The sequence below is a fragment of the Nostoc sp. 'Lobaria pulmonaria (5183) cyanobiont' genome (assembly GCF_002949795.1).
Lineage (GTDB): Bacteria > Cyanobacteriota > Cyanobacteriia > Cyanobacteriales > Nostocaceae > Nostoc.
In genome coordinates this window covers 5,574,650-5,601,600 of sequence record NZ_CP026692.1, presented here as the reverse complement: position 1 = coordinate 5,601,600, position 26,951 = coordinate 5,574,650, and the positions used below count along the sequence as shown (strand labels likewise).

22 protein-coding genes are annotated in these 26,951 nt (G+C 42.6%); 13 read left to right on the top strand and 9 right to left on the bottom strand.

Annotation, left to right across the window (positions count from 1 at the left end; all coding sequences use genetic code 11):
* Nucleotides 1-82: 82 nt before the first annotated feature.
* Nucleotides 83-760: a hypothetical protein gene (locus NLP_RS24930; protein WP_104908669.1), complete on the bottom strand. Its 678-nt coding sequence runs from the start codon at nt 758-760 to the stop codon at nt 83-85.
* Between the two features lie 429 nt (nt 761-1,189).
* Nucleotides 1,190-1,861 carry a LuxR C-terminal-related transcriptional regulator gene (locus tag NLP_RS24925; RefSeq protein ID WP_104908668.1) on the bottom strand — a complete coding sequence of 224 codons (672 nt, stop codon included), beginning with the start codon at nt 1,859-1,861 and terminating at the stop codon, nt 1,190-1,192.
* A 100-nt stretch (nt 1,862-1,961) separates the two neighbouring features.
* On the opposite strand from NLP_RS24925, the gene NLP_RS24920 reads away from it, so the two are divergent.
* The 4 genes from NLP_RS24920 to NLP_RS24905 all read left to right on the top strand — a co-directional run bounded on the left by NLP_RS24920 (nt 1,962) and on the right by NLP_RS24905 (nt 6,858).
* Nucleotides 1,962-2,618 (top strand): DUF3386 domain-containing protein, encoded by a 657-nt coding sequence (locus NLP_RS24920; protein WP_104908667.1) that lies wholly within the window; start codon nt 1,962-1,964, stop codon nt 2,616-2,618.
* Between the two features lie 162 nt (nt 2,619-2,780).
* On the top strand, nt 2,781-3,290 hold the full coding sequence (locus tag NLP_RS24915; RefSeq protein WP_104908666.1) for a HugZ family pyridoxamine 5'-phosphate oxidase: 510 nt from the start codon (nt 2,781-2,783) through the stop codon (nt 3,288-3,290).
* A 191-nt stretch (nt 3,291-3,481) separates the two neighbouring features.
* Nucleotides 3,482-4,366, top strand: coding sequence for an alpha/beta fold hydrolase (locus tag NLP_RS24910; protein WP_104908665.1), 885 nt, complete (start codon nt 3,482-3,484; stop codon nt 4,364-4,366).
* A 185-nt stretch (nt 4,367-4,551) separates the two neighbouring features.
* Nucleotides 4,552-6,858 (top strand): FAD/NAD(P)-binding protein, encoded by a 2,307-nt coding sequence (locus tag NLP_RS24905; protein WP_199784684.1) that lies wholly within the window; start codon nt 4,552-4,554, stop codon nt 6,856-6,858.
* Nucleotides 6,859-6,869: 11 nt separating this feature from the next.
* Here NLP_RS24905 and NLP_RS24900 read toward each other — a convergent pair whose 3' ends face one another.
* Nucleotides 6,870-9,602, bottom strand: a complete 2,733-nt coding sequence (locus tag NLP_RS24900; RefSeq protein ID WP_104908664.1) for a zinc-dependent metalloprotease — start codon at nt 9,600-9,602, stop codon at nt 6,870-6,872.
* 995 nt (nt 9,603-10,597) lie between these two features.
* On the opposite strand from NLP_RS24900, the gene NLP_RS24895 reads away from it, so the two are divergent.
* Entirely contained in the window at nt 10,598-10,981 is a 384-nt protein-coding gene (locus tag NLP_RS24895) for a hypothetical protein (protein WP_104908663.1), read from the top strand.
* Nucleotides 10,982-11,692: 711 nt separating this feature from the next.
* Nucleotides 11,693-12,181: an orange carotenoid protein N-terminal domain-containing protein gene (locus NLP_RS24890; protein WP_104908662.1), complete on the top strand. Its 489-nt coding sequence runs from the start codon at nt 11,693-11,695 to the stop codon at nt 12,179-12,181.
* A 316-nt stretch (nt 12,182-12,497) separates the two neighbouring features.
* On the opposite strand, the gene NLP_RS24885 is transcribed toward NLP_RS24890, so the two are convergent.
* Entirely contained in the window at nt 12,498-13,277 is a 780-nt protein-coding gene (locus NLP_RS24885; protein WP_104908661.1) for a glucosamine-6-phosphate deaminase, read from the bottom strand.
* A 235-nt stretch (nt 13,278-13,512) separates the two neighbouring features.
* Here NLP_RS24885 and NLP_RS24880 point away from each other — a divergent pair, with 235 nt between their 5' ends.
* Nucleotides 13,513-14,199 (top strand): HAD family hydrolase, encoded by a 687-nt coding sequence (locus NLP_RS24880; protein ID WP_104908660.1) that lies wholly within the window; start codon nt 13,513-13,515, stop codon nt 14,197-14,199.
* Between the two features lie 366 nt (nt 14,200-14,565).
* Here NLP_RS24880 and NLP_RS24870 read toward each other — a convergent pair whose 3' ends face one another.
* Nucleotides 14,566-15,480, bottom strand: a complete 915-nt coding sequence (locus tag NLP_RS24870; protein ID WP_104908659.1) for an AraC family transcriptional regulator — start codon at nt 15,478-15,480, stop codon at nt 14,566-14,568.
* A 207-nt stretch (nt 15,481-15,687) separates the two neighbouring features.
* Between NLP_RS24870 and NLP_RS24865 the strand changes: the two genes are divergently transcribed.
* Together NLP_RS24865 and NLP_RS24860 are read left to right on the top strand one after the other, a co-directional pair.
* Nucleotides 15,688-16,434, top strand: coding sequence for an SDR family oxidoreductase (locus NLP_RS24865; RefSeq protein WP_104908658.1), 747 nt, complete (start codon nt 15,688-15,690; stop codon nt 16,432-16,434).
* 63 nt (nt 16,435-16,497) lie between these two features.
* Complete coding sequence (locus NLP_RS24860; RefSeq protein ID WP_104908657.1) at nt 16,498-17,496, top strand: aldo/keto reductase; 999 nt, start codon at nt 16,498-16,500, stop codon at nt 17,494-17,496.
* 159 nt (nt 17,497-17,655) lie between these two features.
* Here NLP_RS24860 and NLP_RS24855 read toward each other — a convergent pair whose 3' ends face one another.
* The 3 genes from NLP_RS24855 to NLP_RS24845 all read right to left on the bottom strand — a co-directional run bounded on the left by NLP_RS24855 (nt 17,656) and on the right by NLP_RS24845 (nt 21,505).
* The gene (locus NLP_RS24855) at nt 17,656-18,282 is read right to left on the bottom strand and encodes a PadR family transcriptional regulator (RefSeq protein WP_104908656.1); all 627 of its coding nucleotides are present in this window, start codon (nt 18,280-18,282) and stop codon (nt 17,656-17,658) included.
* A 1,299-nt stretch (nt 18,283-19,581) separates the two neighbouring features.
* Complete coding sequence (gene tsaE, locus NLP_RS24850; RefSeq protein ID WP_104910025.1) at nt 19,582-20,037, bottom strand: tRNA (adenosine(37)-N6)-threonylcarbamoyltransferase complex ATPase subunit type 1 TsaE; 456 nt, start codon at nt 20,035-20,037, stop codon at nt 19,582-19,584.
* A 55-nt stretch (nt 20,038-20,092) separates the two neighbouring features.
* Entirely contained in the window at nt 20,093-21,505 is a 1,413-nt protein-coding gene (locus NLP_RS24845; protein ID WP_104908655.1) for a gluconeogenesis factor YvcK family protein, read from the bottom strand.
* 174 nt (nt 21,506-21,679) lie between these two features.
* Between NLP_RS24845 and ruvC the strand changes: the two genes are divergently transcribed.
* Complete coding sequence (ruvC, locus tag NLP_RS24840) at nt 21,680-22,171, top strand: crossover junction endodeoxyribonuclease RuvC (RefSeq protein WP_104908654.1); 492 nt, start codon at nt 21,680-21,682, stop codon at nt 22,169-22,171.
* 447 nt (nt 22,172-22,618) lie between these two features.
* Here the strand turns inward: ruvC and NLP_RS24835 are convergent, their stop codons facing one another.
* Nucleotides 22,619-25,000, bottom strand: a complete 2,382-nt coding sequence (locus tag NLP_RS24835) for a transglycosylase domain-containing protein (RefSeq protein WP_104908653.1) — start codon at nt 24,998-25,000, stop codon at nt 22,619-22,621.
* A 250-nt stretch (nt 25,001-25,250) separates the two neighbouring features.
* On the opposite strand from NLP_RS24835, the gene folK reads away from it, so the two are divergent.
* The 3 genes from folK (at nt 25,251) to NLP_RS24820 (ending at nt 26,888) form a co-directional block, all read left to right on the top strand.
* Nucleotides 25,251-25,766, top strand: a complete 516-nt coding sequence (gene folK, locus NLP_RS24830; RefSeq protein ID WP_104908652.1) for a 2-amino-4-hydroxy-6-hydroxymethyldihydropteridine diphosphokinase — start codon at nt 25,251-25,253, stop codon at nt 25,764-25,766.
* A gap of 68 nt (nt 25,767-25,834) precedes the next feature.
* Nucleotides 25,835-26,383 carry an NUDIX hydrolase gene (locus tag NLP_RS24825; RefSeq protein WP_104908651.1) on the top strand — a complete coding sequence of 183 codons (549 nt, stop codon included), beginning with the start codon at nt 25,835-25,837 and terminating at the stop codon, nt 26,381-26,383.
* Nucleotides 26,384-26,390: 7 nt separating this feature from the next.
* Nucleotides 26,391-26,888: an ADP-ribosylglycohydrolase family protein gene (locus NLP_RS24820; RefSeq protein ID WP_234017054.1), complete on the top strand. Its 498-nt coding sequence runs from the start codon at nt 26,391-26,393 to the stop codon at nt 26,886-26,888.
* Nucleotides 26,889-26,951: the final 63 nt, after the last annotated feature.

Sequence of the window (26,951 nt, the reverse complement as noted above, 5' to 3'; positions counted from 1 at the left end):
AATAACACACTCAGGGCGATTTCATTCTAAAAAGCTGCTTGAGTGTGTCTAGTCTAAAAGGACATAATTAAGATATTGGAGATTACTTGCACATTTGTAACGTGCGGCGATCGCTAGCAGCGATCGAATTTAACCGATAAAAGTCTTGCAGAGCCAGGGAGTAAGCATAAGAATTTGACTCATCATCACTAACCTGGGGCAGTCTATTGCTTGTAGCTACCTGATTGGATTGCTCAGAATTGGCTTCATTTGACGAAGTATTAACCGTCATTGCCAATTCTCCTGATGGGTTGATTGTACCCTGAAAACAATTCAACTCTGATTCGGGCATATACAACGCACCCCTTACCTTGTCCTGCTGCTTTTGAAATATGATATAACCTTGACCAAGCTGGTTGGGTTTTGGGGATTGACCATAGAGGTAAATCCCATCTTTTACAGGAAAATTTGCTTTTGGTAAAACTCTTGCGCTTTTTGTAGTTCCCCCATCGCCTGGAACCAGTGCTGTAATTATAGGTGCTGTATTTCCGCCTCCAGAAGCCGCATTAAGTTGACTTCTTTGCTCTCGAACTTTTCTAAGCTGCGACAAAAGAGAGTTTTCGGAGGTTTTGTGAATCTGAGCCGATGAGAATCGAGAATCTGTAAATGATGTTACTTGGTTTTGCTTGGATATAAGGCCCAAACCGAGAAGTAAGCCTAAGCCCGCGAGGGGAATTCCCCACTTCCGGGGAGATAATAACTGATGAAGGTTGTTAAGCACCCTACTTCTCCTGTTAAAAAAACTAACTAAGTTCTCTAGAACTTACTTAAATCATAACCAAGTCTTACATTGTCAAAGACTTTATCCACGACTTATATTACTATTGTTCAAAAAAGAAAACTGTCAAAAACAAAAGTTTTTATCGAATTTGGTTCTACAATCTTAGATTACCATCAGTTAGAGTCTTTTTAACAGAAGGTAAAAGGCAGGGGGCAGGGGGCAGGAGGCACAAGGCAGGAATAACCCACGTTTAAAAGCGTGAGATTAAAGTAAGAAGAATTGTATCTCGCTACACTCTACTGAATACAATTCTTCTTTTAAAACTGGATTTGATACCCAGAATTAAAGTTTTCATATCATCTGCGGCTAATTAGTTATAGATTCCCGAATCTAAGCAGAAAGCCCAAAAAGCCCTGCCCCCCACCTCCTTCAAGAAACTTGTATATCTTGTAGCTTTGCCACCATTTCTGCACGCGCCGAAACCTTCAACTTCCGAAACATCCTCTTCAAAGCTTGTTTGACGGAATTTTGCGTAATCCAAAGTTTTTCTCCGATTTCCGCATTCGTTAACCCCTGTGCCACCAACTCGGCAATTTCTAACTCACGCGCTGTTAAAGGATTTACTAAAAGGGAATTGGATATTTTGGGTTTTGTCCGTAAGGTTGCCATTTTTGCTGACAAATGAATACATAAAGCGCTCAAGTCAGCTAAATCGTTGCCATTAAAGGCAGGATTTCCCTTGTCACGTGCCAAGTTAAGCGTTCCTACAAGACGACCATCGCAAACAATTGGCCCAGTCATCACGTGTTCGTGGTCAGAACGCGAACAAAAATGCTTCCAGTCTCCTGGCGATAATAATAACTGTTCATGGGCGGGAGCATGACGCTCAACCACATAGCGCCCCACTGGATTGCTCTCTAAGCATACTGCCGGAATGCCTGGAACATTAATTTCAGTGGTTGGCTGCTCATCAAGGAGATAAATACCCCAATTTTGCACGCCAAAATGCTCGCTAATTTGATCCGTGAGAGCAAGTCTTAACTCTTGCTCATTCTGGACATTAGCGATCGCATGAAATACAGCGTGTAGAGAATTAGCCATAAGTGTACCCAGTTGGGGACTATCCAAGCCTCAACAATTACTTCTATGCTAATACCAAGGAAACTAAAACGCTAATCACAGTAGCGACTAGGAGAAGCACATGACAGTTACACAACTCTCTGCTCAGGAACTTTTCCGGGCTGCTTATGAAAACCGCTATACTTGGGACAATAATTTCCCTGGTTATACCGCAAATATTACCTTTAAGCATGATGATAAAGTGTTTACAGGCAAAGTTATCATCAGTGCCAATCTCAAAGCCGAAGTTTTGGATGTAGATGACGAGTCAGCCCAGAAAGCAATTCATGGTCAAGCCTGGGAGATAGCAATTCACCGCATCCGCCGCAGCTTTGAAGACACCCACAGCGCCAATACGTTTAGCTATGGTAAAACTGACGAAACTGGTGCTGTTGAGCTTTTAATGGGTGGTAAGGCTGAAGGCGATAAATACAAAGTCCGCAATAATGAAGTCTGCCATGTTCACCGTCTAATCCACGGTACTTTTGTTACTATTGACACCTTCAGCAGTCACGACACCGGGGAAGGTTATCTATCCCGTACCTATGACTCTGTGTACCATGACCCCAAAACTGGAGAACAGAAAGGCGGTAGAAGCGAATTTATTGATGAGTATGAAAAAGTTGGTGACTATTTCATCCTAAATCGTCGGGAGATTCGCACCGAGACAGCAGGACAATTTTCTACTCAGGAATTTATTTTCTCTGACATTAAATTGTTGGAACCTGTTGCTGCTTAAGCTGTATTCTGTAATTCAAAAATTAGCGATCGCTCTTGAGTTAAAGGGAGCGATCGCTTTTATTTTTTGGGGATTCCATGCGTAGCTGTAGCCCATCCTAGACATCGCTCAATCACGTTAAGATACTTTATTAGGTGTTCCTAATCAAGCGGTAATCTACTTATGAGTCAACTTGAAAACATTCAAGCTGAGTATGAAAAGTTTCCTGAAGCATTGGAGAGTGTAATTATTAGCACTGTGAGCGCACAAGCAATACCCAATGCTAGTTATGCTCCCTTTGTAATGGATGATTCCAAAAATATCTACATTTACGTCAGCGGTCTTTCGATTCATACCAAAAATCTTTATGCCAATCCTCATGTTAGTGTCTTGTTTATCGAGGATGAAGCTAAAAGTAATCTAATTTTTGCCCGTCGTCGTTTGAGTTTTGATTGTACGGCAACTTTGATAGAGCGTGAAACTGACAAGTGGAATCAAATTGTTGAGCAATTTCAAGGGCGGTTTGGTGAAATTGTCGAGGTTTTGCGCGGCTTGTCTGACTTTCGGATTTTCCGGCTAACTCCAAGTGAAGGTCGTTTTGTAGTTGGTTTTGGGGGAGCATATCATATTAGTGGTGATAACCTCCATCAACTCGTTCAAATCACAGGAGATGCCGATAAAAAACAAGGGTAAACTATGAATTATGAATTGCAATAATTCAGCACCCAAGAGTCAAAAGCTATAATTTAGCAGGAATCCAGTGTAATTGATATATTGATTCATCAAATGTTCTCCTGATTCTTGAACTATTCAGACAAATGTATTTTGATTCCTGAATTAGTTTGACTGTGTGCAAATTCAAATAAACTAAACTTTTTAATTTTATGCTTCAGTTTCAACCTCCTGGCTTTGGACATAAAGTCATCCATACATTCTTGGGGGCAATGGTTTACTATACCCAAACGAATGCACCTTGGGCGATTGCTGACACTGAAGATTTACCCCCATTACTATTTCTCCATAACTTTGGTGGGGGAGCGTCTGCTTATGAATGGTCTAAAGTTTACCCGGCTTTTGCCTCTAATTACCACATTTTAGCCCCCGATCTCATCGGCTGGGGAGAATCGGCCCATCCAGTCCGGGATTATAAAATTAGGGATTATCTCAGTACGATCGCAGAGTTTATCATCCAAACTTGTCGCCAGCCGGTGACAGTGGTAGCCTCATCTCTCACAGCCGCTTTTGCTATTCGTCTAGCTATTGTTCAACCCAATTTATTCAAATCACTGTTTTTGGTTTCCCCTTCTGGATTTGATGATTTTGGGCAGGGTGCTGGACGCAGACTTCCGCTTTCGGTAATCAATGCGCCTCTGTTGGACAATTTTATTTATCTGCTTGGTGCTGAAAATGAAATTGCGGTCCGAAATTTTTTACAAAGTTTTCTCTTTGCTAAGTCACAACGAGTATCTCAAGAAATGGTGGAGGCTTATTTAACCTCGGCACAACAACCTAATGCTAAGTTTGCGGCTTTGGCATTTTTACGAGGCGATCTTTACTTTGATCTGAGTTTATATATCCAACAACTAACAGTTCCCACCTTCATTTTTTGGGGGGAAAAAGCACAATTTACTGACATCAAATTAGGACAACGCTTGGCAAATTTAAATCCCAGGGCAATTCGAGATTTTTATGCGATCGCAGATGCCGGAATATTACCTCATTTGGAAATACCAGAAGTTTTTATTGGTTTATTGCAGCGGTATCTTTAGGAGTTAGGACAAATTTTCATAGTCAAACCATAGTCAAGTTAAGCAATCTAGTTAAAATAAAGGAGACTGGAATCATACACCAAAAAACCGATAGGTATATTGTTCAATGAACAAATTTACTTTTACCACTGTCGGCAAAAGTCTGATTGAGAAAGTAGTCACCATACACTCTATTTAGCACTGTGATGGATTCTAATGTCTTGATAGCACATCCTTCAAGCACGACGATCGCGCTGATTGGTGCTGGCTTTAGTGGTTCTCTAGTAGCGGCTCACCTGTTAAAAACTGCCAACCGTCCCCTGTTGATCAAGCTGATTGAGCGCAGTCACGACATTGGCAAGGGAGTCGCCTACAGTACGGACACCATCAGCCATTTGCTGAATGTATCCGCAGGCAAGATGAGTGCCTTTCCCGATGATCCCGGTCATCTGCTGCGCTGGTTAAACTACAACCGCAGTGAGTTAGGAACATTTCTGCCTAGTGATCTGAATGCCAGCAGCTTTATTCCCCGTCAGATATTCGGGCTTTATATCCAGTCGATTTTGGAGGAAGCTGAAGCCACGGCATCGAGTAACGTCCGGCTAGAGCGCGTCATCGATGAGGTGGTGGCAGTGGAGCCACAAGCCAAAGGCGCGATCGTCTCCTTGAGTAGCAGCCGTACTTTCGTGGCAGACAAAATTGTACTAGCACTGGGAAACGCACCTTCCGCCCCTCCTGGATCGCAACCCTCTGAGGACAATGACACCCCCTACCTACGTCATGCCTGGTCAGCCGAGGCGTTGGCAGAACTGAAGCCTGATGCGCCTGTATTGCTGATTGGCACTGGACTGACGATGGTGGATATGGTAGTGTCACTCCACGCTGGCAACCATCGGGGCAAAATTTATGCCGTCTCTCGCCGGGGATTGTCTCCGCTACCGCATCAATCGACTAAACCCTACCCCGCCTTTTTAACCCCAGACACCGCGCCTAAAACAGTTCGCGGCTTGCTGCGGCGCATTCGCAGTCAGGTGCAAACGGCAGCAGTGCAGGGCTACAACTGGCGCTCGGTGATTGATTCCCTGCGTCCGATCACCCAGCAACTCTGGCAACAACTGCCCCGCGTGGAGCAAAAACGGCTTTTGCGCCATCTCACCCCCTATTGGGATGTACATCGCCATCGAATTGCCCCCAAAATTGGCAAGGTTGTCCAAGCAATGCTGGATTCTGGGCAACTAACTATTACCGCAGGGCGCATTCAGGGTTATGAAGCGGCATCTGAGGCCGTGGCAGTGACCCTTCGCCAGCGCCAAACGCAAAGGAATCAGGTCTTGCAAGTCAGCCGCGTGGTGAATTGCACCGGGGTACAGGCAAATTATCAGCGATCGCCTCAATCCCTAATTGCCAATTTACGCACTCAGGGATTGATCCACCCCAACGATATTGGCTTGGGTTTGGATACTACCCCCGATGGTGCTGTATTAGATGCTGAGGGCAAACGTTCAAGCCTACTCTATACCTTGGGCACTCCCCGCAAAGGCAATTTATGGGAAACGATCGCTGTTCCCGAACTGCGTGAGCAGGCCCAGGCATTGGCGACAACGGTGTTGCAGTCCTTACCGGTGCGGGTACGTCCCGTTTCGCCCATTTCTCGCGCCGCTGAACAAGACTATAGCGACCTTCGACCCGCTATAGCCCAGTCAACGCTATTGTTTCGCCAATTCTTTGACCCAGAATCTAGCACCTACACCTATCTGATTGCGGACAGTCAGACTAAAGATGCGGTGCTAGTAGATACAGTATTGGAGCAGGTTGACCGTGATTTACAAGTGCTGGATGACTTGGGGTTGAGTCTTTGCTACTGTTTAGAAACTCACATCCATGCTGACCATATCACTGGTGCTGGCAAACTGAGACAGCAAACAGGTTGTCAGGTGATGGTGCCCCAAAATGCCACTGCTAGGTCTGCGGATCACTCCCTTGCCGATCGCGAAACCTTAATTGTGGGGGCGGTGCGGATTGAGGCGATCGCTACACCAGGGCACACCGACGGACATCTGGCTTATTTAGTCAACAATACCCATTTGTTAACGGGGGATGCCTTGTTGATTCGCGGCTGTGGACGCACAGACTTTCAATCGGGCGATGCGGGTACTCTGTACGAGACAGTGACGCAACAGTTATTTACTCTCCCAGAGGACACCCTGGTTTATCCCGCCCATGACTATAAAGGGCGCACTGTTTCTACTATTGGTGAAGAAAAACGCCTCAATCCCCGATTTGCCAATCGCAGCCGCGATCAATTTATCGCAATCATGAGCCATCTGGGTTTGAGTTTTCCCAAGAAGATGAAGGAAGCCGTACCCGCCAACGAATACTGTGGCGATTTCATGCTCGAAGGGAGTCTGAGCAATGGTACGAGTTTGGCGATTGATGTAGATCGTGAAAAAGTAGAAAAAACGCTATCAACTAATACTGAAATTTATGAGGACTACTTTGCTATGTACATTTAGGAGTATCGTGGCTACCTAGAGAGGAACTGCGCGTTTAATGCTTTAGTAATGCGATCGCCAGAAGCTTCTAAGTGAGCTAAGGTGTAAATATCAAGACTTTCACCAAGTTGTTTGAGTCTGACATCAATTGCTTTTTGCAGTTGGCGCAGTTTATACCAAGCCAATGTTCGACCATCTTCAGGTGTATTAGTAGTACCCAACATCATCTGTAACAAAATATTCAGATGTTCCCGTTGCAATGAACGGCGGATGCTAGAAATTGGCTTTGGTTCTCCTGGGGCGAAAACTTCTGTCCAGATGCCTGTTTGCAGGGTGTCGAACAGTTCTGGAATGGAAAGTGCTTCCCCAGGCAGAGTTTTTAATTCTATATCTTGTAAACGATTCAGGCGATCACTGTCTAATAGCGATCGCAATATCGCACTTTGAAAACTCAAAATGCGATCGTGAATTGGATAATCAAGGCGATTATTAGGTGCAGAACTACCCCAGTCTCCCCAATGCGATGGTGCTAGTTGATTGAGCAATTGTGGTGAAAAGCTGAAAGCATCCTCCGCAAATACATACTCTTGCAACTTTGTCAATGCTTGACGTTGTTTTAAAAGTGAAACTGGTACAAATGCCCAAGCATCATCACTGGTATGGAGACGCCGAAACGATTGTCCACCAATGTATTTAGAAAGCAAAGTGGCGTTCCGAAAATAATATTTAAGTACTCCATTAAATTTAAGGCGCAGGTTACTATAGCTTTCTCTTTTCGATAGATAACCCTGATCAAGACGCTGCCACATAAAACGAGCATTATCCATTTGCCACTGTGAATAAAGTAGCACATCACTACTCATATCCCAGACATTTGCCAAAGGATTGATATCCCAGATATCTTCATCAGTTGCGTAAGATAATTCTGGTTGAGGCGACGCTAGTGCAATCTGGTTTAAAAAACTTTTTTCTGATTCTGGAATCGTTACCTTAAGTCCTGTTGCTGGAAATTTTTTATAACCATACTCAATTGCCCATTCGTCATAAGGCCCAATAACTCCGGGGAAATAGTCACCTTGCTGTATTCCCTGTGGTGCTATATTCACAGGTACATAATCCATCACCGAACCTACTAAACCTTTGGTGTGAGTGATTTCAGTATTATTTAATTCTTGTGGCGCTAACATGGTGCTACCATAAAAGTTGTGATGCAAACCCAGAGTGTGCCCGACTTCGTGAGCGATAAGAGAACGCAAATATTGATGTACATACTCCTTTATGCTTTCACTACTAGGTGTAGTGTTTGGCAACATTGACAACGCCAGCGCCCCCATAGCTGCTTGATTTGAAGACTCCATACCATAGCAGGACTCAGAGGAGAAAAACAGAGCAGAGGAAGATGATGCAAAGAATCTATCCAGATATTTACCCGCGTCTTCATGTCCTTTCATCTTTTCTGGACATGAATTTGCCTCCATTAATGCATGATATTCTTGCTGAACTAAACGCACCATATTGGCATCCACAATAATATCTGCATCCAATATTTCCCCGGTGAATGGGTTGACGCGCATCGGACCTTTGGCAAAACCTGCATCTAAAGAATTAAACCAGCGAATAGTGTTGTAATGTACATCTGCTGGTTTCCAATCAGCATCATCTGGCATTTGCTGCACTTCAATAGCATTTTGAAATCCGGCTTTTTCAAATGCTTTGTTCCACATCAAAACGCCTTCACGAATCGCATCACGGTATTTTAGTGGTACAGCATTTTCAATCCAATACACAATTGGTTTTTTGGGTGAAGATAAAGGGGCGCTAGGATTGGATGGTTCTAGATGCCAGCGATTAATATAACGTACAAATGATTCGCGAGCATTATTATCAGAAAAGTCTTGGAAAGCAGTAGTAAAATATCCAACTCTATCATCGGCAAGTCTGGGAATATAACCATTGTTTTCTCTCAACTGAGAAAAACTATAGTGTACCTTTAGAGTGAGTGCCCTACTATCGGGTACGGTGATTAAATTTGAGCCTTCTAGTGATGAAAAACCATAAATCGAATCAATCTCTATGTTTTCTGGGAAACTGTTAACATCACCAAAATATGACTTGCGTGCATCTAAGCGGTAATCGGCTTGTAAAGAGTATTTTAATAGAGGAGTTAATCCAGGAAAATCCTGCATTAGCAGTTCATTCAGATTAATTAGAATATTTTGATTTTTGGGATCGATAGTGGCTATTTCGAGTGAATAAAGAACTGAATCGCTAAATGAACGAGCAAGCGATCGCTGTTCTGGTATACTGTCTGTACGGAATTTTACATTACGCACAACAAAATGCAATCTATTATTTATTCTTCGGAAGTAAAAGATAAAATCAGAAAGAGGTAATCCACTATAAATCCCACTTTCCCCAATGCCTGATTCCAATGTCACTATAGCTAGGTAGTTTTTATTTAGCTGTTCTGGCTTAAGTTCTAAGAAAACTTTTCCCGAATCCTCGCTGCAATAAAGTGTGAAAATTCCTTCTAGTTTATCTATCCGATTAACAATCCCATTAAATCGGCAAAAATCTTCCTTTTTAATCTCAGCAATATTTTTGTCAGTACTTGCTACGTTTTCAACTATTGGCAGTGCATTTAATTGCTGTACATTAATATTAGAAGTATTTGAAAGTTGGTTTGCTCCTGCATAATCATTTGATAGCAACAAGCTATACAGTAATACTATACAGATTGCTAATTTCGTTATCCAGTATTTCATCCTTTGGCTTTTCACCTGAAGCAGTTCTCGTGTTAAGGAAAAATGTCGAGTAGTTTTTCGTCTGTAAGCCCTTCAAATATCTAGGGATTATAATATAAATTCACTCAGTCAGATAAACAATGCCTCTAGTACAGCACAGCAGAAATCCAGCTACTATCTTAATTAACTAGACAAATTGTTCAAGCAACTTGTTTAAGGTAGGCAAACTTCCGCCACAGTGTAGTGTACTAGCCTAAAAGTCGTGTGACTGTTGATTGTTATTAGTAACTATTGAGGAATTATCCATAAGCATCTATCTTTTAAGGTTGATAATTTTTACAACCAAAGATATATGTTTTTTTTATTTCTATCTGTATTTAAAACCAAATGTTGTATTAAAAATGTATTTAGTGCTACATTTAGCCGCCTCAGGAATCTCAAGCATGATTTATAAACAAAGAGTAATACTGATAAAAAAGCTATTATTGAGCATTAAAATGCTTTTTTTCGGATGAATTTTGGAAATTTATGCTAATCTCAACCGTTTTCTCACATCGTCAATTTTTATCAATGGTCTTCAAAGCCTTATTCCCAGACAAAATCAGCTTTTTTGTCTAATTATCGACCTTTTGCTCTAGGCAACCACAAACCAGTTGTGAGTGATTTGCGGTTATTTTGTGTACAAGCAAAAGTGAGTACAGCAATTTATACCGCTTGGGTGATGTCAAAATCAAGCAATCTATGAAAAATATCGTGGTTAACTAAATATTGCAGTTAATACACATCTGGCGAAATTAAATATGCCTTATCCAGAACCCTTGTAGAGAGCTAGCATTGCTAAGTTTCTAGATTCTTTTTCACCTCTATGAATGGTTTGATTTAGTTGATTTACTTGCGGATGATTGGTATAGTCTCATCTGAGATGTTTCATAACTGAGATATGCCTTTTGTTAGAAGGATAATTATTTTTTTATAGGTAATCTTTATTTGTACTCCAAAAAACAAACTAATTCAGCATGATAAATTTGATTTCTAGGACTATTAGTCAGATCGGTTCCCTCCTTAAAGGACTTCAAATAAAAGGTTTTTTGGCTGTCGTCATAGTTGGGTTTCTAGTGCTGACGACGAATGTTGCTCCTGGGCAAAGTAACACAGGCTTAAAAGAAAGGGTTCGCGAACAGATACAGCAAGATGATTCTCAAAGACCGAGAACAATCGGGGAATGGAATAAAGAAGCTCGTGAAACCGAAGGTGCTCCTGGTGAGCGACTTAAAAAGATTGGAGAAGAGTCAGCAGAAGCCTTTAAACAATTTGGATCTGGCTACGTAGAAGGTGCTGAGAAAACTGCTAATGATGTCGGGGAAAGTGCAGCACAAACAGGCAAAAAAATCCTTAACTAAGTTCGACGTTAAATGCATTCCAATCTTTACTTGGCAGTAAGTACTAATAACTTTTCGCCCATAAATGAGTAATATTAGGAAGGCTGGTATCTAACCAACGAACTCTTCTAATATTTGGGTAAAGCGTTCACCCTTACTGATGAGAGATTGTAGCGTTTCGTCAATTGCATTAAATATAGGTTTCTTAGTAGGGGCGTACAGCTAGCTGTATACCCCTATTGTGTATTATAATTTCACGTCCATTTGATTACTATTAAACTCGAAGAACCCCAAAGACTCAAAACTATACTTTGTTTACCCTTGCTTTGGCTTATTAGAGGCTGCGACCTGCTGGTTTGACTGGAGGCAGTAACTCACCTACAAGAGGATTACAATGCAGAGACATCCAACAATATTTAACTCACAGTTGGTTGCTTCTGTCAATGCGTAAGTGATAAATTGAGCCATTTCAAAGATTAATAAGTAGTGCTTTTTTATCCACTATTATAATTAAGCTAACATCTATCCAAGGAAATACCTTTTAATAATCTTTGAATTTGGCAACAGACTTATAATTGCTAACTCTTTCATTTGGCACTTGCCAAGCATTATTTTGGCTTTGAACGATCTTCTTTATGATTTTAAGACATCTGTCTTCAGTAGGGTAAAACTGCAAATGTACATTTGATAACATTTTAAGAATAAATAAATAATTGCGATTTGGAGTTAATCATGACATCTACACAAACCAACGATCCAACTATTCGTGAACACGTTCAAGCTTGGCAAAATTTAAATGTAGATCAACAACTTGCTTTGTTTTGGTTTATCTATAAAGAAATGGGGAGTTCAATTACTCCAGCCGCTCCTGGAGCCAGTACTGTTTCTCCAGAAATAGCTGAAGGTTTATTTAATCAAGTTAAGGAATTATCTCACGAACAACAATTACAAGTTCAGCGTGATTTGATTAATAAAGCGGATAGCGAAATTTCTCGTGAATATGGCTCTTTGGGTGATACTACAAAACTCCTGTTTTGGTATCGATTATCTCAAGGGATGGATAATGGCACTATCATTCCTGTACCTGCTGATTATGAACTTCCTTCCGAAGCTAAACCACTGTTTGGTAAAATTCAACTCTTAGAGTTTGAGCAACAGATGACTCTTTTCCGTGATTATGTCTCGCCAATGGGTGCTGAAGCATCAAGTGTTGGAATTTAGCACTTTTGAACTTTTTAGGATGTTGAGGGTATCTATTAAGTTATTTATACCCTTCTCTTAAAATTTTCTAGATTCGCCAGTCGCTTAATATAAAGCTGATTTTTGATGGCTGGCGTATTTAGGAATTTTTATTTCATTACTTTGAGATGTTTATGACTTCTATAAACATCAAGTTTGTAGAACAAAGTGTATCAGAATTTGCGTGGATATAGAATATCGCTTGACAATTATAGGTTTATTGTATACTAAAACTATCTCATGCAATTCCAGCGATCGCTCGAATAATTAGCTTGGAAGATTGAGGATGTGGATAAGTTTAAGTTGATTTTAGTAAGCTAGCAGAATTAACATCTAAAAACAACGTCGCTTGGGATTGTTGACGGAGAATAGAAGCCGGACAGTCTTTACCAACATAACTTTCCAGCATTTCTTTTACCACATTCGCTTTACGTTTTTCTGGAGCAAGACAGATAATTTTTTTAGCTGAACAAATTGTTGGAATGGTGACAGTAAAAGCATACTGTGGGACATTTTCTAAATTCGGAAAGTGACCTGTACTTACTTGTTGCTGACGGTTAATAGTATCCAGTTTCACCAGTTTCACGCTGTAAGGATCTTGAAAATTTGCGACAGCTGGATCGTTAAAAGCTAAATGTCCATTTTCGCCAATACCAAGACAGCATAAGTCAATCGGTTGTGCTTGCAATAATTTAGTGTAGCGATCGCACTCTGTTACTGGTTGTAATGTATCACCTTCTATATAGTGAAATTTTTTAGGATTAACTCGCTTCTCTACACGTTCTCGCATATAACGCCGAAAACTAGCAGAATGGTCAGCAGTAATTCCCAAATATTCATCTAGATGGAACAGAATAATCCGTGACCAATCTACACCACCCAATGCAATCAAAGCATCAAGAAATTTGAGTTGGGAGTTACCTGTAGCTAACAATACAGCAGCTGTATCCTGCTGCTTGAGAACTTGCTGTAAATACTTTTGCACGATTTCGGCAACATCCTCGGCCATTTCGACTTCAGAGTTGTAAATCTGCACTAATAAATCATCAACGCGAAAAAAGTTTGTGGCGGCTACCATTTGCTTACGAAGAAGGTTATCAATTATACGGCAGTTTCCCCTGAAGCTTTACCTGTCTGCCCTTATATGCCCTATCCAGTATAGATTTTAGGATTTAGCAGATTAATTTCTGACTCTTGAAATTTATTCTCCAGTCCTCAATCCCCGTATTAACGAAGGAATAATTACTAAAGACAAAAAACAATGTAAACTATTTAAATTAAGTTAACAATTATTTACATTCTACCCAAAAATTATGCTGGCTGCAATTCTCTTTGACCTAGACGGGACTATTGTCAACACTGACCCTATACATTACCGAGCTTGGCAGGAAATGCTGTTAAATTACAGCATAGAAATAGATGAAACATTTTATAAATCCCGAATTAGTGGAAGGCTAAATCCAGAAATTGTTAAAGACATTCTGCCACAATTATCAGCACTAGAAGGGCAAAGATTTGCAGACGAAAAAGAGACGCTTTTCCGCAAACTCGCCCCACATCTCAAACCGCTAAGTGGATTTTCTGAACTACTAGCATGGACAGATGCACATCAATTAAAACGTGCATTAGTAACTAATGCCCCTAGATTAAATGCAGAATTTATGCTAGAAGTTTTGGGGATCAAAGAAGCTTTCCATACAGTTGTTTTAGCGGATGATTGTATTGCAGGTAAACCCGACCCTGCGCCCTACCAAGTTGCCCTGAATAAGTTGGAGATTACAGCAGAAGAAGCGATCGCTTTAGAAGACTCTCCCTCTGGTATTCGGGCAGCCGTGGGCGCAGATATCCGCACCATTGGCATCGCCTCCACCCACGATCCGCAAATTTTGCAGTCAGTCGGTGCATTTATGGCAATTCCAGACTTTACTGATTTGCAATTGTGGACATTCCTAAACTCACTCATCGAGCCAGATTTAAGTGCGATCGCTTCTAATTTTTGAGGGCAGGGGGCAGGAGGCAGAGGAGCAGAGGAGCAGAGGAGCAGAGGAGCAGGGCGCTAAGTTCCAAGCTACGTCCGCAAGTATCAAAGCCTCATTAATGAGGATCAAAGACTCATTAAAGGAGTTCTAAGCCTCATTAATGAGTATCAAAGACTCATTAAAGGAGTTCAAAGCCTCATTAATGAGGATCAAAGACTCATTAAAGGAGTTCAAAGCCTCATTAATGAGGATCAAAGACTCATTAAAGGAGTTCTAAGCCTCATTAATCAGTATCAAAGACTCATTAAAGGAGTTCTAAGCCTCATTAATCAGTATCAAAGACTTAATTAATTAGGATTTACGCACAGGTAATGAAAAACTTCCCCCTCATCCCCCATCCCCAAAAACTCCACTTTTTAACCGAGCCATATCACGCAGTGGTGGTGCGCCGAACAACCGACTGTATTCACGGCTAAACTGTGAGGGACTTTCATAACCCACGTAATGACTAGCTGTTGCCGCATCCATACCTTGCCCCAGCATCAGGCGACGGGCTTGTTGAAGCCGAAGCTGTTTTTGATATTGCAAAGGACTCATGGTGGTGACTGACTTGAAGTGATGATGCAGGGACGAGGGACTCATGCACGCTTCACGAGCGATCGTATCGATCCGAAATGGTTTTTCGTAGTTCCATTTAAGCCAGTTAATCGCTCTACTAATTGCTTGGAGTTGTTTATCGACTAAAGCAATCTGTCGCAATATAGCACTGTGTTCGCCTGATAACAAACGGTAGAGAATTTCTCGAACAATCAAAGGTGCGAGGATGGCAATATCTTCAGGTGTTTCCAACAACCGTACAAGTCTGATTGCTGCATCAAGCAGTTGGGGGCTAACAGGATTAATAGACAAGCCCGGTTTTAGTGGTTGGTTACCGGGAGCGTCTAGTTTTGCCTCCATCATCAGTGTGCTGAGTTCTCCCGGATCTAAATCGAGCCGCAGGCCCAGATACGGAACGGTTGGCGTTGCTTCAATCACCTGACCGACGACAGGCAGATCGATGGATACCACCAAATATTGGTCTTGACCATAAACATAGAGATTATCTGCCAACATTACCTGTTTCTTGCCCTGAGCGACAATGCACAGGGAAGGCTCATGCAGGGCATGAACAGGCGCAGTTGGTTGTGAGGAGCATAACAAGAACAACCGCTCGATCCCTGTGGGATGGACACCATCTCCATTACTGTTCTGTGCAATCAGAGCGGCTAGCTCGGACTGCTGCTTTCTAACAGTCTGTTCCATAATGTCGTTTAAAATCCTTATGAAACTAACATTCAGGGCAGCCGCAATCTCTTCAGCCGCTTCGGTCAGCTGATCTTTTTATGATAAACAATAAAGGAAAATGCAGGATTAGGCAAGAATTCCGCAGGATCAGATTACCGCATCAAGCTTTGACTCTCTTAGATTAAAAGTGTGCTAGAGAGTACAACCACTTGGAGATACGGTTTTATGACTACCAACGAAAACACTGGTAAAGAACAGAAAGTCGTACTGATTACAGGTGCAAGCAGTGGTATCGGTGAGGCGACAGCACGTCTACTCGCTCGTAAGGGCATCCACGTTATTTTGGGCGCACGACGCACGGAGCGGCTAGAAACCCTCGTGGCTACAATCCGCTCTGAGGGAGGCTCGGCGGAGTATCAGACCCTTGATGTCACCGATCGCGCCAACTTCCAAGCCTTTGTAGAATTTGCTCAGAGCAAATTTGGCCGCATTGATGCGATCGTCAACAATGCAGGCGTTATGCCGCTCTCGAAGCTAGAAGCGCTGAAGGTTGATGAATGGGACTGGATGATTGACGTGAACATCCGTGGCGTACTCAATGGCATCGCCGCTGGGCTACCGCTGATGAAACGCCAAGGATTCGGCCAGTTCGTTAACCTGTCCTCCATCGGCGGACACGCTGTCTGGCCAACCTGTGCCGTTTACTCGGCTACCAAGTTCGCTGTGCTGGCAATTTCGGAGGGGCTGCGTCAGGAAAATACCGACATTCGCGTTACGGTTATTTCACCGGGCGTAACAGAGTCCGAATTGGCAGATAGTATAACTGACGCAGAAGCTGGCAAAGGAATGCAGGAATTCCGCAAGATTGCGCTTCCGGCTGAAGCGATCGCCAGAGCGATCGCCTTTGCAATCGAGCAACCGGATGATGTTGATGTGAATGAGATTATCGTGCGCCCCACAGCCAGCGTATAGTTACGCAAAGATGTGGTGAATTTTCTAACCTTACCTCGCAGTAAAACAACACAGAAGCGATATATGACTACCCAAAATCAAATTCAACCTCGCCAACTTGGTTCTAAAGGTCTAACTGTTTTCCCCCTAGCTCTCGGATGTATGGGTATGTCTGGTGTGTACGGTGCAGCAGACGAAAACGAAAGCATTGCAACTATCCAGGCAGCTCTTGACCACGGGATGACATTATTGGATACTGGCGATTTTTATGCCAGTGGGCACAATGAGATGTTAATTGGTCGGGCAATCAAGGAGCGTCGAGACAAAGCCTTGGTTTCGGTGAAATTCGGCGCTTTACGTACTGCCGATGGCGGATGGCTTGGTATAGATACCCGCCCTGCTTCGGTGAAAAACTTTGTAGCTTATAGCCTTACCCGATTGGGAGTAGACCACATTGACATCTACCGTCCGGCTCGATTAGACCCGCAAGTTCCCATTGAAGACACCATCGGCGCGATCGCCGAGCTAGTCAAGGCTGGCTACGTCCGATATATCGGGTTATCGGAGGTGGGAGCGGACACCATCCGCCGCGCCCACGCCATTCACCCGATCAGTGACCTACAAATCGAGTACTCCCTGATTAGCCGTAGTCCTGAGAGCGAGATTTTGCCTGTACTGGAAGAACTTGGTATTGGCGTGACTGCCTATGGCGTGCTGTCGCGAGGACTGCTGAGTGGCTCCACTCCAGCCACACAGGGCGATTTTCGTGCCTACTTACCACGCTTCAGCAAAGAAAACCTTGCCCAGAACCAACGCTTGATCGATGAACTAAAGCAAATTGCCACCGAGAAAGGAATTCTTCCTTCGCAGTTGGCTATTGCCTGGGTACTTGCCAAAGGCAAAAACATTGTGCCAGTCATCGGGGCACGCAAGCGCAGCCAACTTTCCGAATCGTTGGCGGCTTTGGATGTGAACCTATCCCCAGAGGACTTAACCCGCATTGAAGCAGCAATTCCCGCATCTGCGATCGCAGGCACTCGTTACGATCAACATCAGATGCAAATGCTGGACAGCGAACGCTAATGCGTAACAAAGTACTTAGAGGGTTTGTAGTGAATTAGCGCGTTCTGCTCTACGAGACGCTTCGTAAAGGGTTTCCCCCATGAGCGACTAACTTTCCCGTTCGGTAAGCAGTTTAGTGTTTAGAAAATAAAGACTAAAGTCTTTACTACGAGCCTATACTTATTTTTCAGCTAGAATCGCGTAAATTTCCCGTTTAACTTGCTCTAAAAGCTCACGCACCCGATTTATTCGCTCCATATTCCCACTACGAGCAACCTGCACTACCGCAGCAGCTAACTCTGTGGCGGCATTCCGCAACTCAATAAACTCTTGGGGCTTACCTGTAACAAAACTTTTGAAGGTATCCCAAGGAGTGTCTGAAGGTTCTTGTTGGGTACGTTCTGCCAATAATTGTTTACCCTCATCCGTAATCGTATAAATCCGCTTGCCCCCTTCCTGCGCGCTCTTGAGATAACCACCTTCTTCCAACAATTGGAGTGTTGGATACACTGAGCCAGGACTGAGGCGACGGAAACCACCATAGCGAGTTTCCATCTCTTTAATCAGGTCGTAACCATGACTAGGATGCTCGGATAACAATTCCAGCAGAATGAACTTGATGTCACCTCGACGAGTCCGATATTCATCTCCCCAACCACGACCAAACATTTCATTGCCAAAGTGTTTCTCATGATGTCTACCATGATGCTTCTCATGATGAAACCAAGACCTGACAAGCAATGAATCCTCTTCGCTAACTCCTGCCCATGCAGGTGCGCCAAAACGTGACCGAAAATGTCTAAACATAAGTGAATCTCAAATCAACTTTCTCTAATATACGATATATCACGATATATTCCGATATATCGGAATAGAATTTTGATGAAGATTTGTAACGAAAACAACTTCGACTAGCCAAGAGTCTGCACTTGTTGGACAAAAGACTCTACCCATTGCAAAAAAATGCTTAATCTACGATGTTTAATCGTAGATTAAGCATTTTTGCTCAACTCTGAAGTAATAGATGTAGCAAAGAGTTCACTCCACAGATAAAACCCTATATCTTTACATGGTTTGGTTTTTTCATGCCAACTTACTTAATACATCTTGTATTTCTAGATAAAATACAGCAGATTGCAACTTGATGAGGTACAGATAATCGTAGTTGTGCCCCTACCCGTGTACTTTATTTAAGTAAGTGGGTCAAATTAAATATAAAACCTCACCCTGCCTCCTCAATCCCTCTCCTTAGTAAGGAAAGGGATTGAGGGTGAGGTTTTATCTTATGTCTAATTACGCCTACTCACTTACCTGAAATACGCTGTATGTATAAATACGAGATATTATTAGTTAATATTTTTTTGAGATTGGTGCTAATTACAGATGTGAATATAATAATTTATTGCTAATTAAAATTATTAAAACTAATTTTGTCAATTTATAAAATACTTTATTTTTTTGTATAGATTATGAACTTAACTTGGGAATACTAAGTGTAAGAAAAGTTAAAATTATACAAAAACTGATGATTGCTTAACTTTTTCTACTAGCATTCGCTGCTAAATAATCTAGATTCCTTTTTTGAACCACAGTAGGGAACTAATCGGGTTCAATCGAAGCTGATTCAGTTCTCTCAAAACTCTCATTGAACCCAACAACAGTTTATTTACACTTGCTTGATTCGTGTACCAACCATCTAAATCAGTTTTTAACTGCTTATTACAGCAATAAAACTAGTAGATGCCTATATGCCGTTTAGTTAAGAACCACTTTAGGTTCAATACTATTTGGATAATATAAACCCGCCTGAATTTAAGGGAGTCAAGGAAAAAATAGTCTCCCTTTTAAAGAAAGCCAGTGCGTTGCGAACTTTCCTAAATTCATAGGGACAGGTATAAGCTTTGCTTACCACCAGTTTTCTATTCAAGAAAAGCTGATTAAATATTTTTGTTTGGGTTGAGATAACAATGTTAGTAACTGACAGTGGCGAACGTGGTAGTGGTAGATAGGACGAGTGTAAAGTTCTCTCTCGATTTATTTGCAGGAATTTTTGAGTGTTGCGGTCAATAAAAGTGAAATCCCTCGTACTTTAGTCGGGAGATGAGCTTAAATCGCCGCAATGAATTTGCTAATGGCACAATTGAATGGTGTGAGTTCGACTTGACGAGTGCCTTCATGTCCATAAGTCAAACTCACGCTCAGATAACTATCTGGCTTGTAAAGTAATCGTTTTGCCCATTCAACTGCCACTATTCCTGGTATGACTTCAACACCTTCCCAGTAACTTTCTAAATTTAGGGTTGCAACTTCTTGCGGTTCTAAGCGATATAAATCCAGATGGTAAAGGGGAAAGCGCCCTTCCGTGTACTCATTAATCAGCGTGAAAGTGGGACTGACAATGGGTTCAGCAATTCCTAAACCTTTACCAATGCCTTGAACTAAAGTAGTTTTACCAGCGCCTAAATCACCTTCTAGTAAAATTACACTGCCAGGTGTCAGGGATTCGCCAAGATTAATACCTAAGCGCAGCGTCGCTTCTGTATCTGCAAGAAAAATTTTCATGATTAAGGTATTGGGCATTACTGATTAGTCTAAAAAAATGACAAATGACAAATTTTCATTTTCCTGAATTTTGAATTTTGAATTTTGAATTTTGAATTCCCCGAAGGGACTGACGTCTACCGTACCACCGCAATAACACTTGTGCTAGTTTCTGCGGATTGTGACGTACAAAACCTGTTTCGTCTTCATACAAAACATTAGCTGGAACAATCCGTCGCCCTAGCTGAGTTACTGCTTCTCTATCGAGGAAAACGGGATGAGAGTTTTGTTGGGCATAGCGGATGAGTGATTGCTCTGAGGGGGATTTTTTGTGTATTAATACAGCATCGAATAGTCGTCTTTGTCCACAAGCAGCATCAATTGCTCTGATATGATCGGCAACAGTGTAGCCTTCAGTTTCTCCTGGTTGAGTCATTATATTGCAGATATAAATACGGGGGGCATCTGATTGAGCGATCGCATCGGCAATTTCTGGTACTAATAAATTAGGAATTAGGCTTGTATAAAGGCTACCTGGGCCAATAATGATGTAATCAGCTTCTTTAATTGCCTTAATAGCTGCTGGTACCGCCGGAGGATTAGCCGGAATGCAGCCAATTTTGACAATTTTACCGCCAGCTTTGGGAATACTAGACTCCCCCTCAATACGACGACCATCGGCTAATTCTGCCCACAGGCGAACATCACTGAGAGTTGCTGGTAGTACTTGTCCTCGCACGGCTAGAACTTTAGAACTGGCTGCAACTGCTTGTTCTAAATCTCCAGTAATATCACTCATTGCCGTTAAAAACAAATTGCCAAAACTGTGACCAGTTAACCCATCTCCAGCCCGAAAACGGTATTGAAACAATTCTGTTAATAACTTTTCTTCATCTGCTAGTGCGGCCAAACAATTGCGAATATCCCCTGGTGGTAGCACTCCAAATTCTTGACGCAAACGCCCAGAAGACCCACCATCATCGGCGACAGTGACAATTGCAGTAATATTAGCGCTGTAGGTTTTCAGCCCCCTCAACAACGTAGAAAGTCCCGTACCACCACCAATTACCACTATTTTTGGGCCTCGGTACAATCGACGATGGGCCAGCAAGACATCAATGAGTTCCTCTCCGCCTTCTGCTCTTAGTACCTTAGTAATTGAGCCTACGGTGCGAGTTTGCCCCCAAAGCACTAACAGCAAGCCGCCAAGCAGCACCAAAGGCCCACTGATATAGTTCGGTAAGAGGTTGGTGATGACTCCCAAGAAACCTCTAACCAACTCAATCATCCAAAAAATTGGGGTCAACTTAATCCAAATGGCTAACCCCAAACTCGCCAGCAGTACACCCCCAACACTAATCAACAACCAACGTTTTACCGATAGTCCAGGGGATAACCATTTGAACCACTGGTTAACCCGATAAGAAGTACGAGAGCGCGACTGCTTTTGCAGGGCGTTGAGGGCTTGTCTGAGAAAACCAATTGACATATTTGATTTGGAGCGGTGCTACAAACAATAATTAACAGAAAATCTACACCACTTGGTTTAAAACACCAGGCGTGAAACTATTATATTTGTCAATCCTATTAGACTAAGAGCAAGTCGTGAAGATTGCCAGTATTTCTAGTTAAACAATACCCTGGCTTGGTAAAAGTGAATTTAATGGAAAAACGAATTTTAGGATTAGATCCAGGACTGGCAATTTTAGGATTTGGGGCAATTAGCTGCACACAAAATCTCAAAAAGGTGCAAGAGACTACAGTAAATATGCTGGATTTTGGAGTAATTAAAACGTCAGCAGATGTAGAAATGGGACAGCGCTTATGTACCTTGTTTGATGATTTACACACCGTGATGGAGGAATTTCAACCAGATTTAGTAGCGATCGAGAAACTATTCTTCTATCGTATGTCAAGTACAATCCTGGTTGCACAGGCGCGGGGTATAGTCATTTTAGTGTTAGGCCAGCGTCGTCTTCCTTATGTAGAGTTTACTCCGGCTCAAATTAAACAAGCTTTAACAGGTTATGGTAATGCTGATAAGTCAGAAGTGCAAGAAGCGGTGGCGCGGGAGTTGGATTTAGATGAAATTCCTAAGCCAGATGATGCTGCGGATGCTTTGGCAGTGGCTTTAACGGCTTCTTATCAGCTGTAGTTATGTACACAAACAATAAAGTTCTTAAGGGAACAATAAAGTTTTTAAGTGACAATAAAGTTCTTTTCTAACTGGCACAAAAGTACAAATACTTGAAACTTGCTTCATGCACAGAAAAACTAAACTTCTTTACTGGCCCCTAAACCCGGATTTCTCATAAGACTTGAAAAAATAGTGGTCACAAACTGCCAAAATGTATATTTTAAAAGGATTTCAGCAGTTTACTGTATTCAAAGACGAAATTTTTAACTTTGCAGTGGACTATGCAACTCAAGTTGAATGTGACTACAGGAGTTTTGTAGATGCTTATAAACAAGGGGTGAAACTCTACTAGAACACTCGGAAAATAAAGCATAGAAGTAAGTGAGATAGGTAACTCAAATGCTGAAAAATGAGTACCTCAAATAGTGGTCGTGCATACGTATCAACAATGCCCACTTCTCATTACTATTGAGAAGGTCTAAGTCTATCCCGCCAAGATGGTTGTGACGGTGAAGATCCTGAAGAACCGGAACTATTTGCGGGAGACAACTCTCGCCGAGTTCTTCGAGGTGGAGGAGAATCAGATTCTACTCTTCTAGAGCGTCGCCGTGGAGTAGATGATTCTGAGGAAGAGTTATTAGAACTTGATTCGCTGCGATCGCGCCTTCTCCGTCTTGGGGTATAATCGCTTGCTTGCTGTTCTTCTTGAGAATAGCTCCTGGTTCTTCTACGTCTTCTAGATGAACCACTCTCCTCAGAATTAGAATTTCTAGCTCTTTCCCCTTCTGAGTCATCATCATCAGAGGCAATAGAATGATTCAGCACTTGTTTGGGCTTGATGGACTGGGCTTTGATAGTGCCTTTACGACCTTCTAACTTAGGTCGTTTGGGAAACTTTTCTATGGGCATCCCCTCTACCGCTTTTTCCATAAATTCGTGCCAGGTGTAAGCGGCACTACTACTACTGCCATCAGTAGGGTGGTTGTCATCGTTACCTAGCCATACCCCTGTCACCATCTGAGGAATGTAGCCAATAAACCATAAATCGCGGGCTTCGTCTGAGGTGCCGGTTTTGCCGGCAACTGGTCTATTATCTAATTGGGCAGCACCACCAGTTCCCGCTTCGACCACGTTGCGTAGCATCCAAGTCATGATGGCGGCACTGTCAGCGTCGAGGGCCCGTTTTGACTTGAAATTAGCTGACCAGATGACTTTGCCTTGGCGGTTGAGAATGCGGGTAATACCATGACTTTCTGCGTGCAATCCCTGAGTCGCAAAACTACCATAAGCACTAGTCAACTCTAGCAGATTGACTTCATTTGAGCCGAGTGCTAAGGAATAGGTGGGCTTGAGTTCAGATTTTATCCCCATATCATGGGCAAGTTTAATCGTTGGGGTAAATCCCACATCAATCAACACCTTGACGGCAACAATATTAACAGAGCGGGTGAGGGCATCTCGGATGTTCATTGAACCGTGGAAGTTTTCACTATAGTTTTTTGGTTCATAGCCGTCTACGACAAAGGGCGCATCTTCGTAGCTATCGTAAGGGCTTTTACCGGTAGCGATCGCAGTGGCATATACAAACCCTTTAAATGTCGATCCTGGCTGCCGTTGTGCCTGGGTAACTCGATTAAACTGATTTTTACCAAAGTCTTTTCCTCCAACCATTGCCTTAATTTCACCGTTTCGGGGGTCTATGGCCACCATTGCAGCTTGCTTAAAGTTTTCCCAGCGTCCTTGATTTCGCAATGTTTTCGCAACTGCCTCTTCTGCCACCTTTTGCCAACTTGGGTTGAGTGTGGTTTCTACTACTAGACCCCCACTTTTGAGCACGTTAGGAGAAACATACTTGGGCAATTCTTTTTGGATGTAGCTGGTAAAATAGGGTGATTCTACTTGGACTCGCTTGGGTGAACTGCTTTTGAGGGCTAATGGCTCCTGAACTGCTGCCTGTCTTTGCTCTGGTGTAATTACTTTATCTTCTTGCATCCGTAGTAATACTAAGTCCCGCCGCCGTTTTGCCGCTTCGGGGTTTTTGTCTGGGGCGTATAAGCTAGGAGCAGGAGCTAATCCAGCAATCGTTGCCATTTGGGCGAGGGAAAGTTGATCTGGCGACTTACTAAAGTATACCCAGGCGGCATCTGCCACACCATAAGCTCCAGATCCCAAATAAACCAGATTCAGGTAACGCTCTAGAATCTGATCTTTGGTTAATTCTTGCTCCATTTTTTGAGCTAGGCGGACTTCTTTGAGTTTGCGCCAGATTGTCTGTTCTTGTTTCAAAAACAGAATCCGCGTTAGCTGTTGGGTGATGGTGCTACCACCTTCTACCACACCTTGCGATCGCAAATTACTCAAACCCGCTCTGACAATCCCTTGCGGATCGACTCCGTTGTGTTGCCTAAATCTTCGATCTTCTGAGGCGATGAAAGCTTTTTTTAAATTATCTGGTATTTGTTCTAGCTTTAGCTGTTCTCTGGTCGCTTCACCTTGTTGTTGTAATATAGTGCCATCAGCAGCTTTAATGGTCAGTGTTTGCTCTCGAAACACAGCATTCAACTCGGACTTATCTGGCAAAGTCCGATCTATTAAACTGATGCCGTAGATGAAGGCAACTATCCCACCACCAACACCCAAACCTGCCCAAAACCAAAAGCGGCGATAGAGTGGTCTAGCGCCAGTTGCCCGATTGACCCTCATCTTAGATGGTAAAATTTTCATTTTGCTCAGTAACTGCCTCGTCTGCGCCAGATATGCTGGTGGTAAGCTCTCATTCGTTCCTCCTTGTCCAAAGTCACTCAAATTAGTTGGTCTTCGCTTGAACCAGGAGGTAAGCTTCCCCACGTCAGTTCCTCGCTCAAAGTAGTAACCGTATAACCACCATCAATCAATTTTGGGGTTATTTAATTACCATTGTGTTTAGTATAATATCCTATAAATAATTAACTGAATTCACTAGAAAAGAATGTTTTTTAAATTTGGTTAATTTAGTTTTGTAAAAAATGTTGCAATTTTGATAACTACTGCGAATATAAAAGCTATTGACAAGTATCCCCAAAGACAGCCTGAAAACGGCTTATTTTAGGAAAGTATAATGTCTACACCGGGCTACGACAAAGCACAGCTAAGACGAAGCGCCGTTGCTCTTGGTAGTAATATCGGCGATTCCCAGACAATTTTAGAAGCAGCTATAGAGACTTTAGCCCAAACGCCAGGTATTGTTTTAGAAGCCAGATCCCATTGGTATCAAACCAAAGCTGTCGGCCCACCACAGCCAGATTACCTCAACGGCTGCGTCACATTGCAGGTAGAAATACTCCCCCAGCAGTTATTAGAAATTTTGTTAGGAATTGAACAACAATTTGGGCGCGTGCGTCAGGAACGCTGGGGGCCACGAACCCTAGATTTGGATTTGTTATTATATGATGACATTACTTTGGATACACCAAATCTCCAGATTCCCCATCCCCGAATGCGGGATCGGGCCTTTGTGTTAGTTCCGCTAGCAGAAATTGCCCCAGATTGGATAGAACCAGTTTCCGGGTGTGTTATTAAAGAGCTGCTGAAAAAGGTAGACTGTTCTGATGTACATTTAAGGATGGACAATTAAAATTACCATCCTTAAAAGTAGAAGAACACTGATTTTGCCTCTGTATTCACAGATAATCAGATTTTATTATGCCATTAGGTAGAGAATTACCACAACTGCTGAGACAACGCCTGTTTCATAAAGGACGCAAGTTTGATTTTGAAGTTAATCGCTTGCGTTTGCCAAATAAATCGGAAGGAGAATGGGAATGTATTCGTCACCCTGGCGGTGCTCTAGCTGTACCAGTGACAGCGGAAGGTAAACTTATACTGGTGCGCCAGTACCGTTTTGCAATTCAGGGACGGATATTAGAATTTCCGGCGGGGACAGTGGAAGCAAGTGAAGAGCCTTTAGAAACAATACAGCGTGAAATTGCCGAAGAAACTGGCTATAGTGCCCAAAAATGGGATAAATTAGGCGAATTTTTCCTAGCTCCTGGCTATTCTGATGAAATTATCTATGCTTTTCTGGCGCGAGATTTAGAAAAGCTGGAGACACCACCACCACAAGATGGAGACGAGGATATCGAAACGGTGTTTATGACTCCTGAAGAATTAGAAAAAGCTATTCTGGAGGGAGAGCCGGTAGACGCTAAATCAGTTTCTAGCTTTTTTCTGGCGCGTCCGTTTTTAGTTTAATACCCTTATGTTGCTAAAGTTAGCGATCGCAGATGCCTACGGTGCAGGTTTTGAATATGCTGACGAAGCGATCGCTAACAACGATTTGAGTCGATACGTTGAACATCCGCGTTTTCCACTCAATCCTGGCAGCTATACTGATGATACTCAGATGAGTATTGCGATTGCGGAAGTGATTGTCGCTCAAGCAGCGTGGACGCCAGTAGTTTTAGCCGATAGTTTTGTTAGAGCTTTTAAACGCGATCACAGAGAAGGTTATGCTCGAAAATTTTACCATTTTCTACTAGAAATTCAAGATGGGGAAGAGTTTTTAACCAAAATTAACCCTGAAAGTGACAAAAGTGGGGGAGCGATGCGTGCAGCACCCATTGGCATCTATCCGACACCAGCAAAAGTCATTGAGGCGGCAACAATTCAAGCGGCAATTACCCATAATACACCCGATGGGATCAATGCTGCTGTTGCGGCTGCCTTGTGGTTGAAACTCCTTTGGTGCAATGCTTAGAAACGTAATTTTACCATTTTTTTTAGTACACCTTAACAGGGGTAGTTGAACTATACCTACTCA

What these genes read in the sequence shown, in the direction of transcription:
- NLP_RS24925 (WP_104908668.1), bottom strand. Translation starts at nt 1,861, where the DNA reads ATGGCTAATTCTCTACACGCTGTATTTCATGCGATCGCTAATGTCCAG.
- NLP_RS24920 (WP_104908667.1), top strand. Translation starts at nt 1,962, where the DNA reads ATGACAGTTACACAACTCTCTGCTCAGGAACTTTTCCGGGCTGCTTAT.
- NLP_RS24915 (WP_104908666.1), top strand. Translation starts at nt 2,781, where the DNA reads ATGAGTCAACTTGAAAACATTCAAGCTGAGTATGAAAAGTTTCCTGAA.
- NLP_RS24910 (WP_104908665.1), top strand. Translation starts at nt 3,482, where the DNA reads ATGCTTCAGTTTCAACCTCCTGGCTTTGGACATAAAGTCATCCATACA.
- NLP_RS24905 (WP_199784684.1), top strand. Translation starts at nt 4,552, where the DNA reads ATGGATTCTAATGTCTTGATAGCACATCCTTCAAGCACGACGATCGCG.
- NLP_RS24900 (WP_104908664.1), bottom strand. Translation starts at nt 9,602, where the DNA reads ATGAAATACTGGATAACGAAATTAGCAATCTGTATAGTATTACTGTAT.
- NLP_RS24895 (WP_104908663.1), top strand. Translation starts at nt 10,598, where the DNA reads ATGATAAATTTGATTTCTAGGACTATTAGTCAGATCGGTTCCCTCCTT.
- NLP_RS24890 (WP_104908662.1), top strand. Translation starts at nt 11,693, where the DNA reads ATGACATCTACACAAACCAACGATCCAACTATTCGTGAACACGTTCAA.
- NLP_RS24885 (WP_104908661.1), bottom strand. Translation starts at nt 13,277, where the DNA reads ATGGTAGCCGCCACAAACTTTTTTCGCGTTGATGATTTATTAGTGCAG.
- NLP_RS24880 (WP_104908660.1), top strand. Translation starts at nt 13,513, where the DNA reads ATGCTGGCTGCAATTCTCTTTGACCTAGACGGGACTATTGTCAACACT.
- NLP_RS24870 (WP_104908659.1), bottom strand. Translation starts at nt 15,480, where the DNA reads ATGGAACAGACTGTTAGAAAGCAGCAGTCCGAGCTAGCCGCTCTGATT.
- NLP_RS24865 (WP_104908658.1), top strand. Translation starts at nt 15,688, where the DNA reads ATGACTACCAACGAAAACACTGGTAAAGAACAGAAAGTCGTACTGATT.
- NLP_RS24860 (WP_104908657.1), top strand. Translation starts at nt 16,498, where the DNA reads ATGACTACCCAAAATCAAATTCAACCTCGCCAACTTGGTTCTAAAGGT.
- NLP_RS24855 (WP_104908656.1), bottom strand. Translation starts at nt 18,282, where the DNA reads ATGTTTAGACATTTTCGGTCACGTTTTGGCGCACCTGCATGGGCAGGA.
- tsaE (WP_104910025.1), bottom strand. Translation starts at nt 20,037, where the DNA reads ATGAAAATTTTTCTTGCAGATACAGAAGCGACGCTGCGCTTAGGTATT.
- NLP_RS24845 (WP_104908655.1), bottom strand. Translation starts at nt 21,505, where the DNA reads ATGTCAATTGGTTTTCTCAGACAAGCCCTCAACGCCCTGCAAAAGCAG.
- ruvC (WP_104908654.1), top strand. Translation starts at nt 21,680, where the DNA reads ATGGAAAAACGAATTTTAGGATTAGATCCAGGACTGGCAATTTTAGGA.
- folK (WP_104908652.1), top strand. Translation starts at nt 25,251, where the DNA reads ATGTCTACACCGGGCTACGACAAAGCACAGCTAAGACGAAGCGCCGTT.
- NLP_RS24825 (WP_104908651.1), top strand. Translation starts at nt 25,835, where the DNA reads ATGCCATTAGGTAGAGAATTACCACAACTGCTGAGACAACGCCTGTTT.
- NLP_RS24820 (WP_234017054.1), top strand. Translation starts at nt 26,391, where the DNA reads ATGTTGCTAAAGTTAGCGATCGCAGATGCCTACGGTGCAGGTTTTGAA.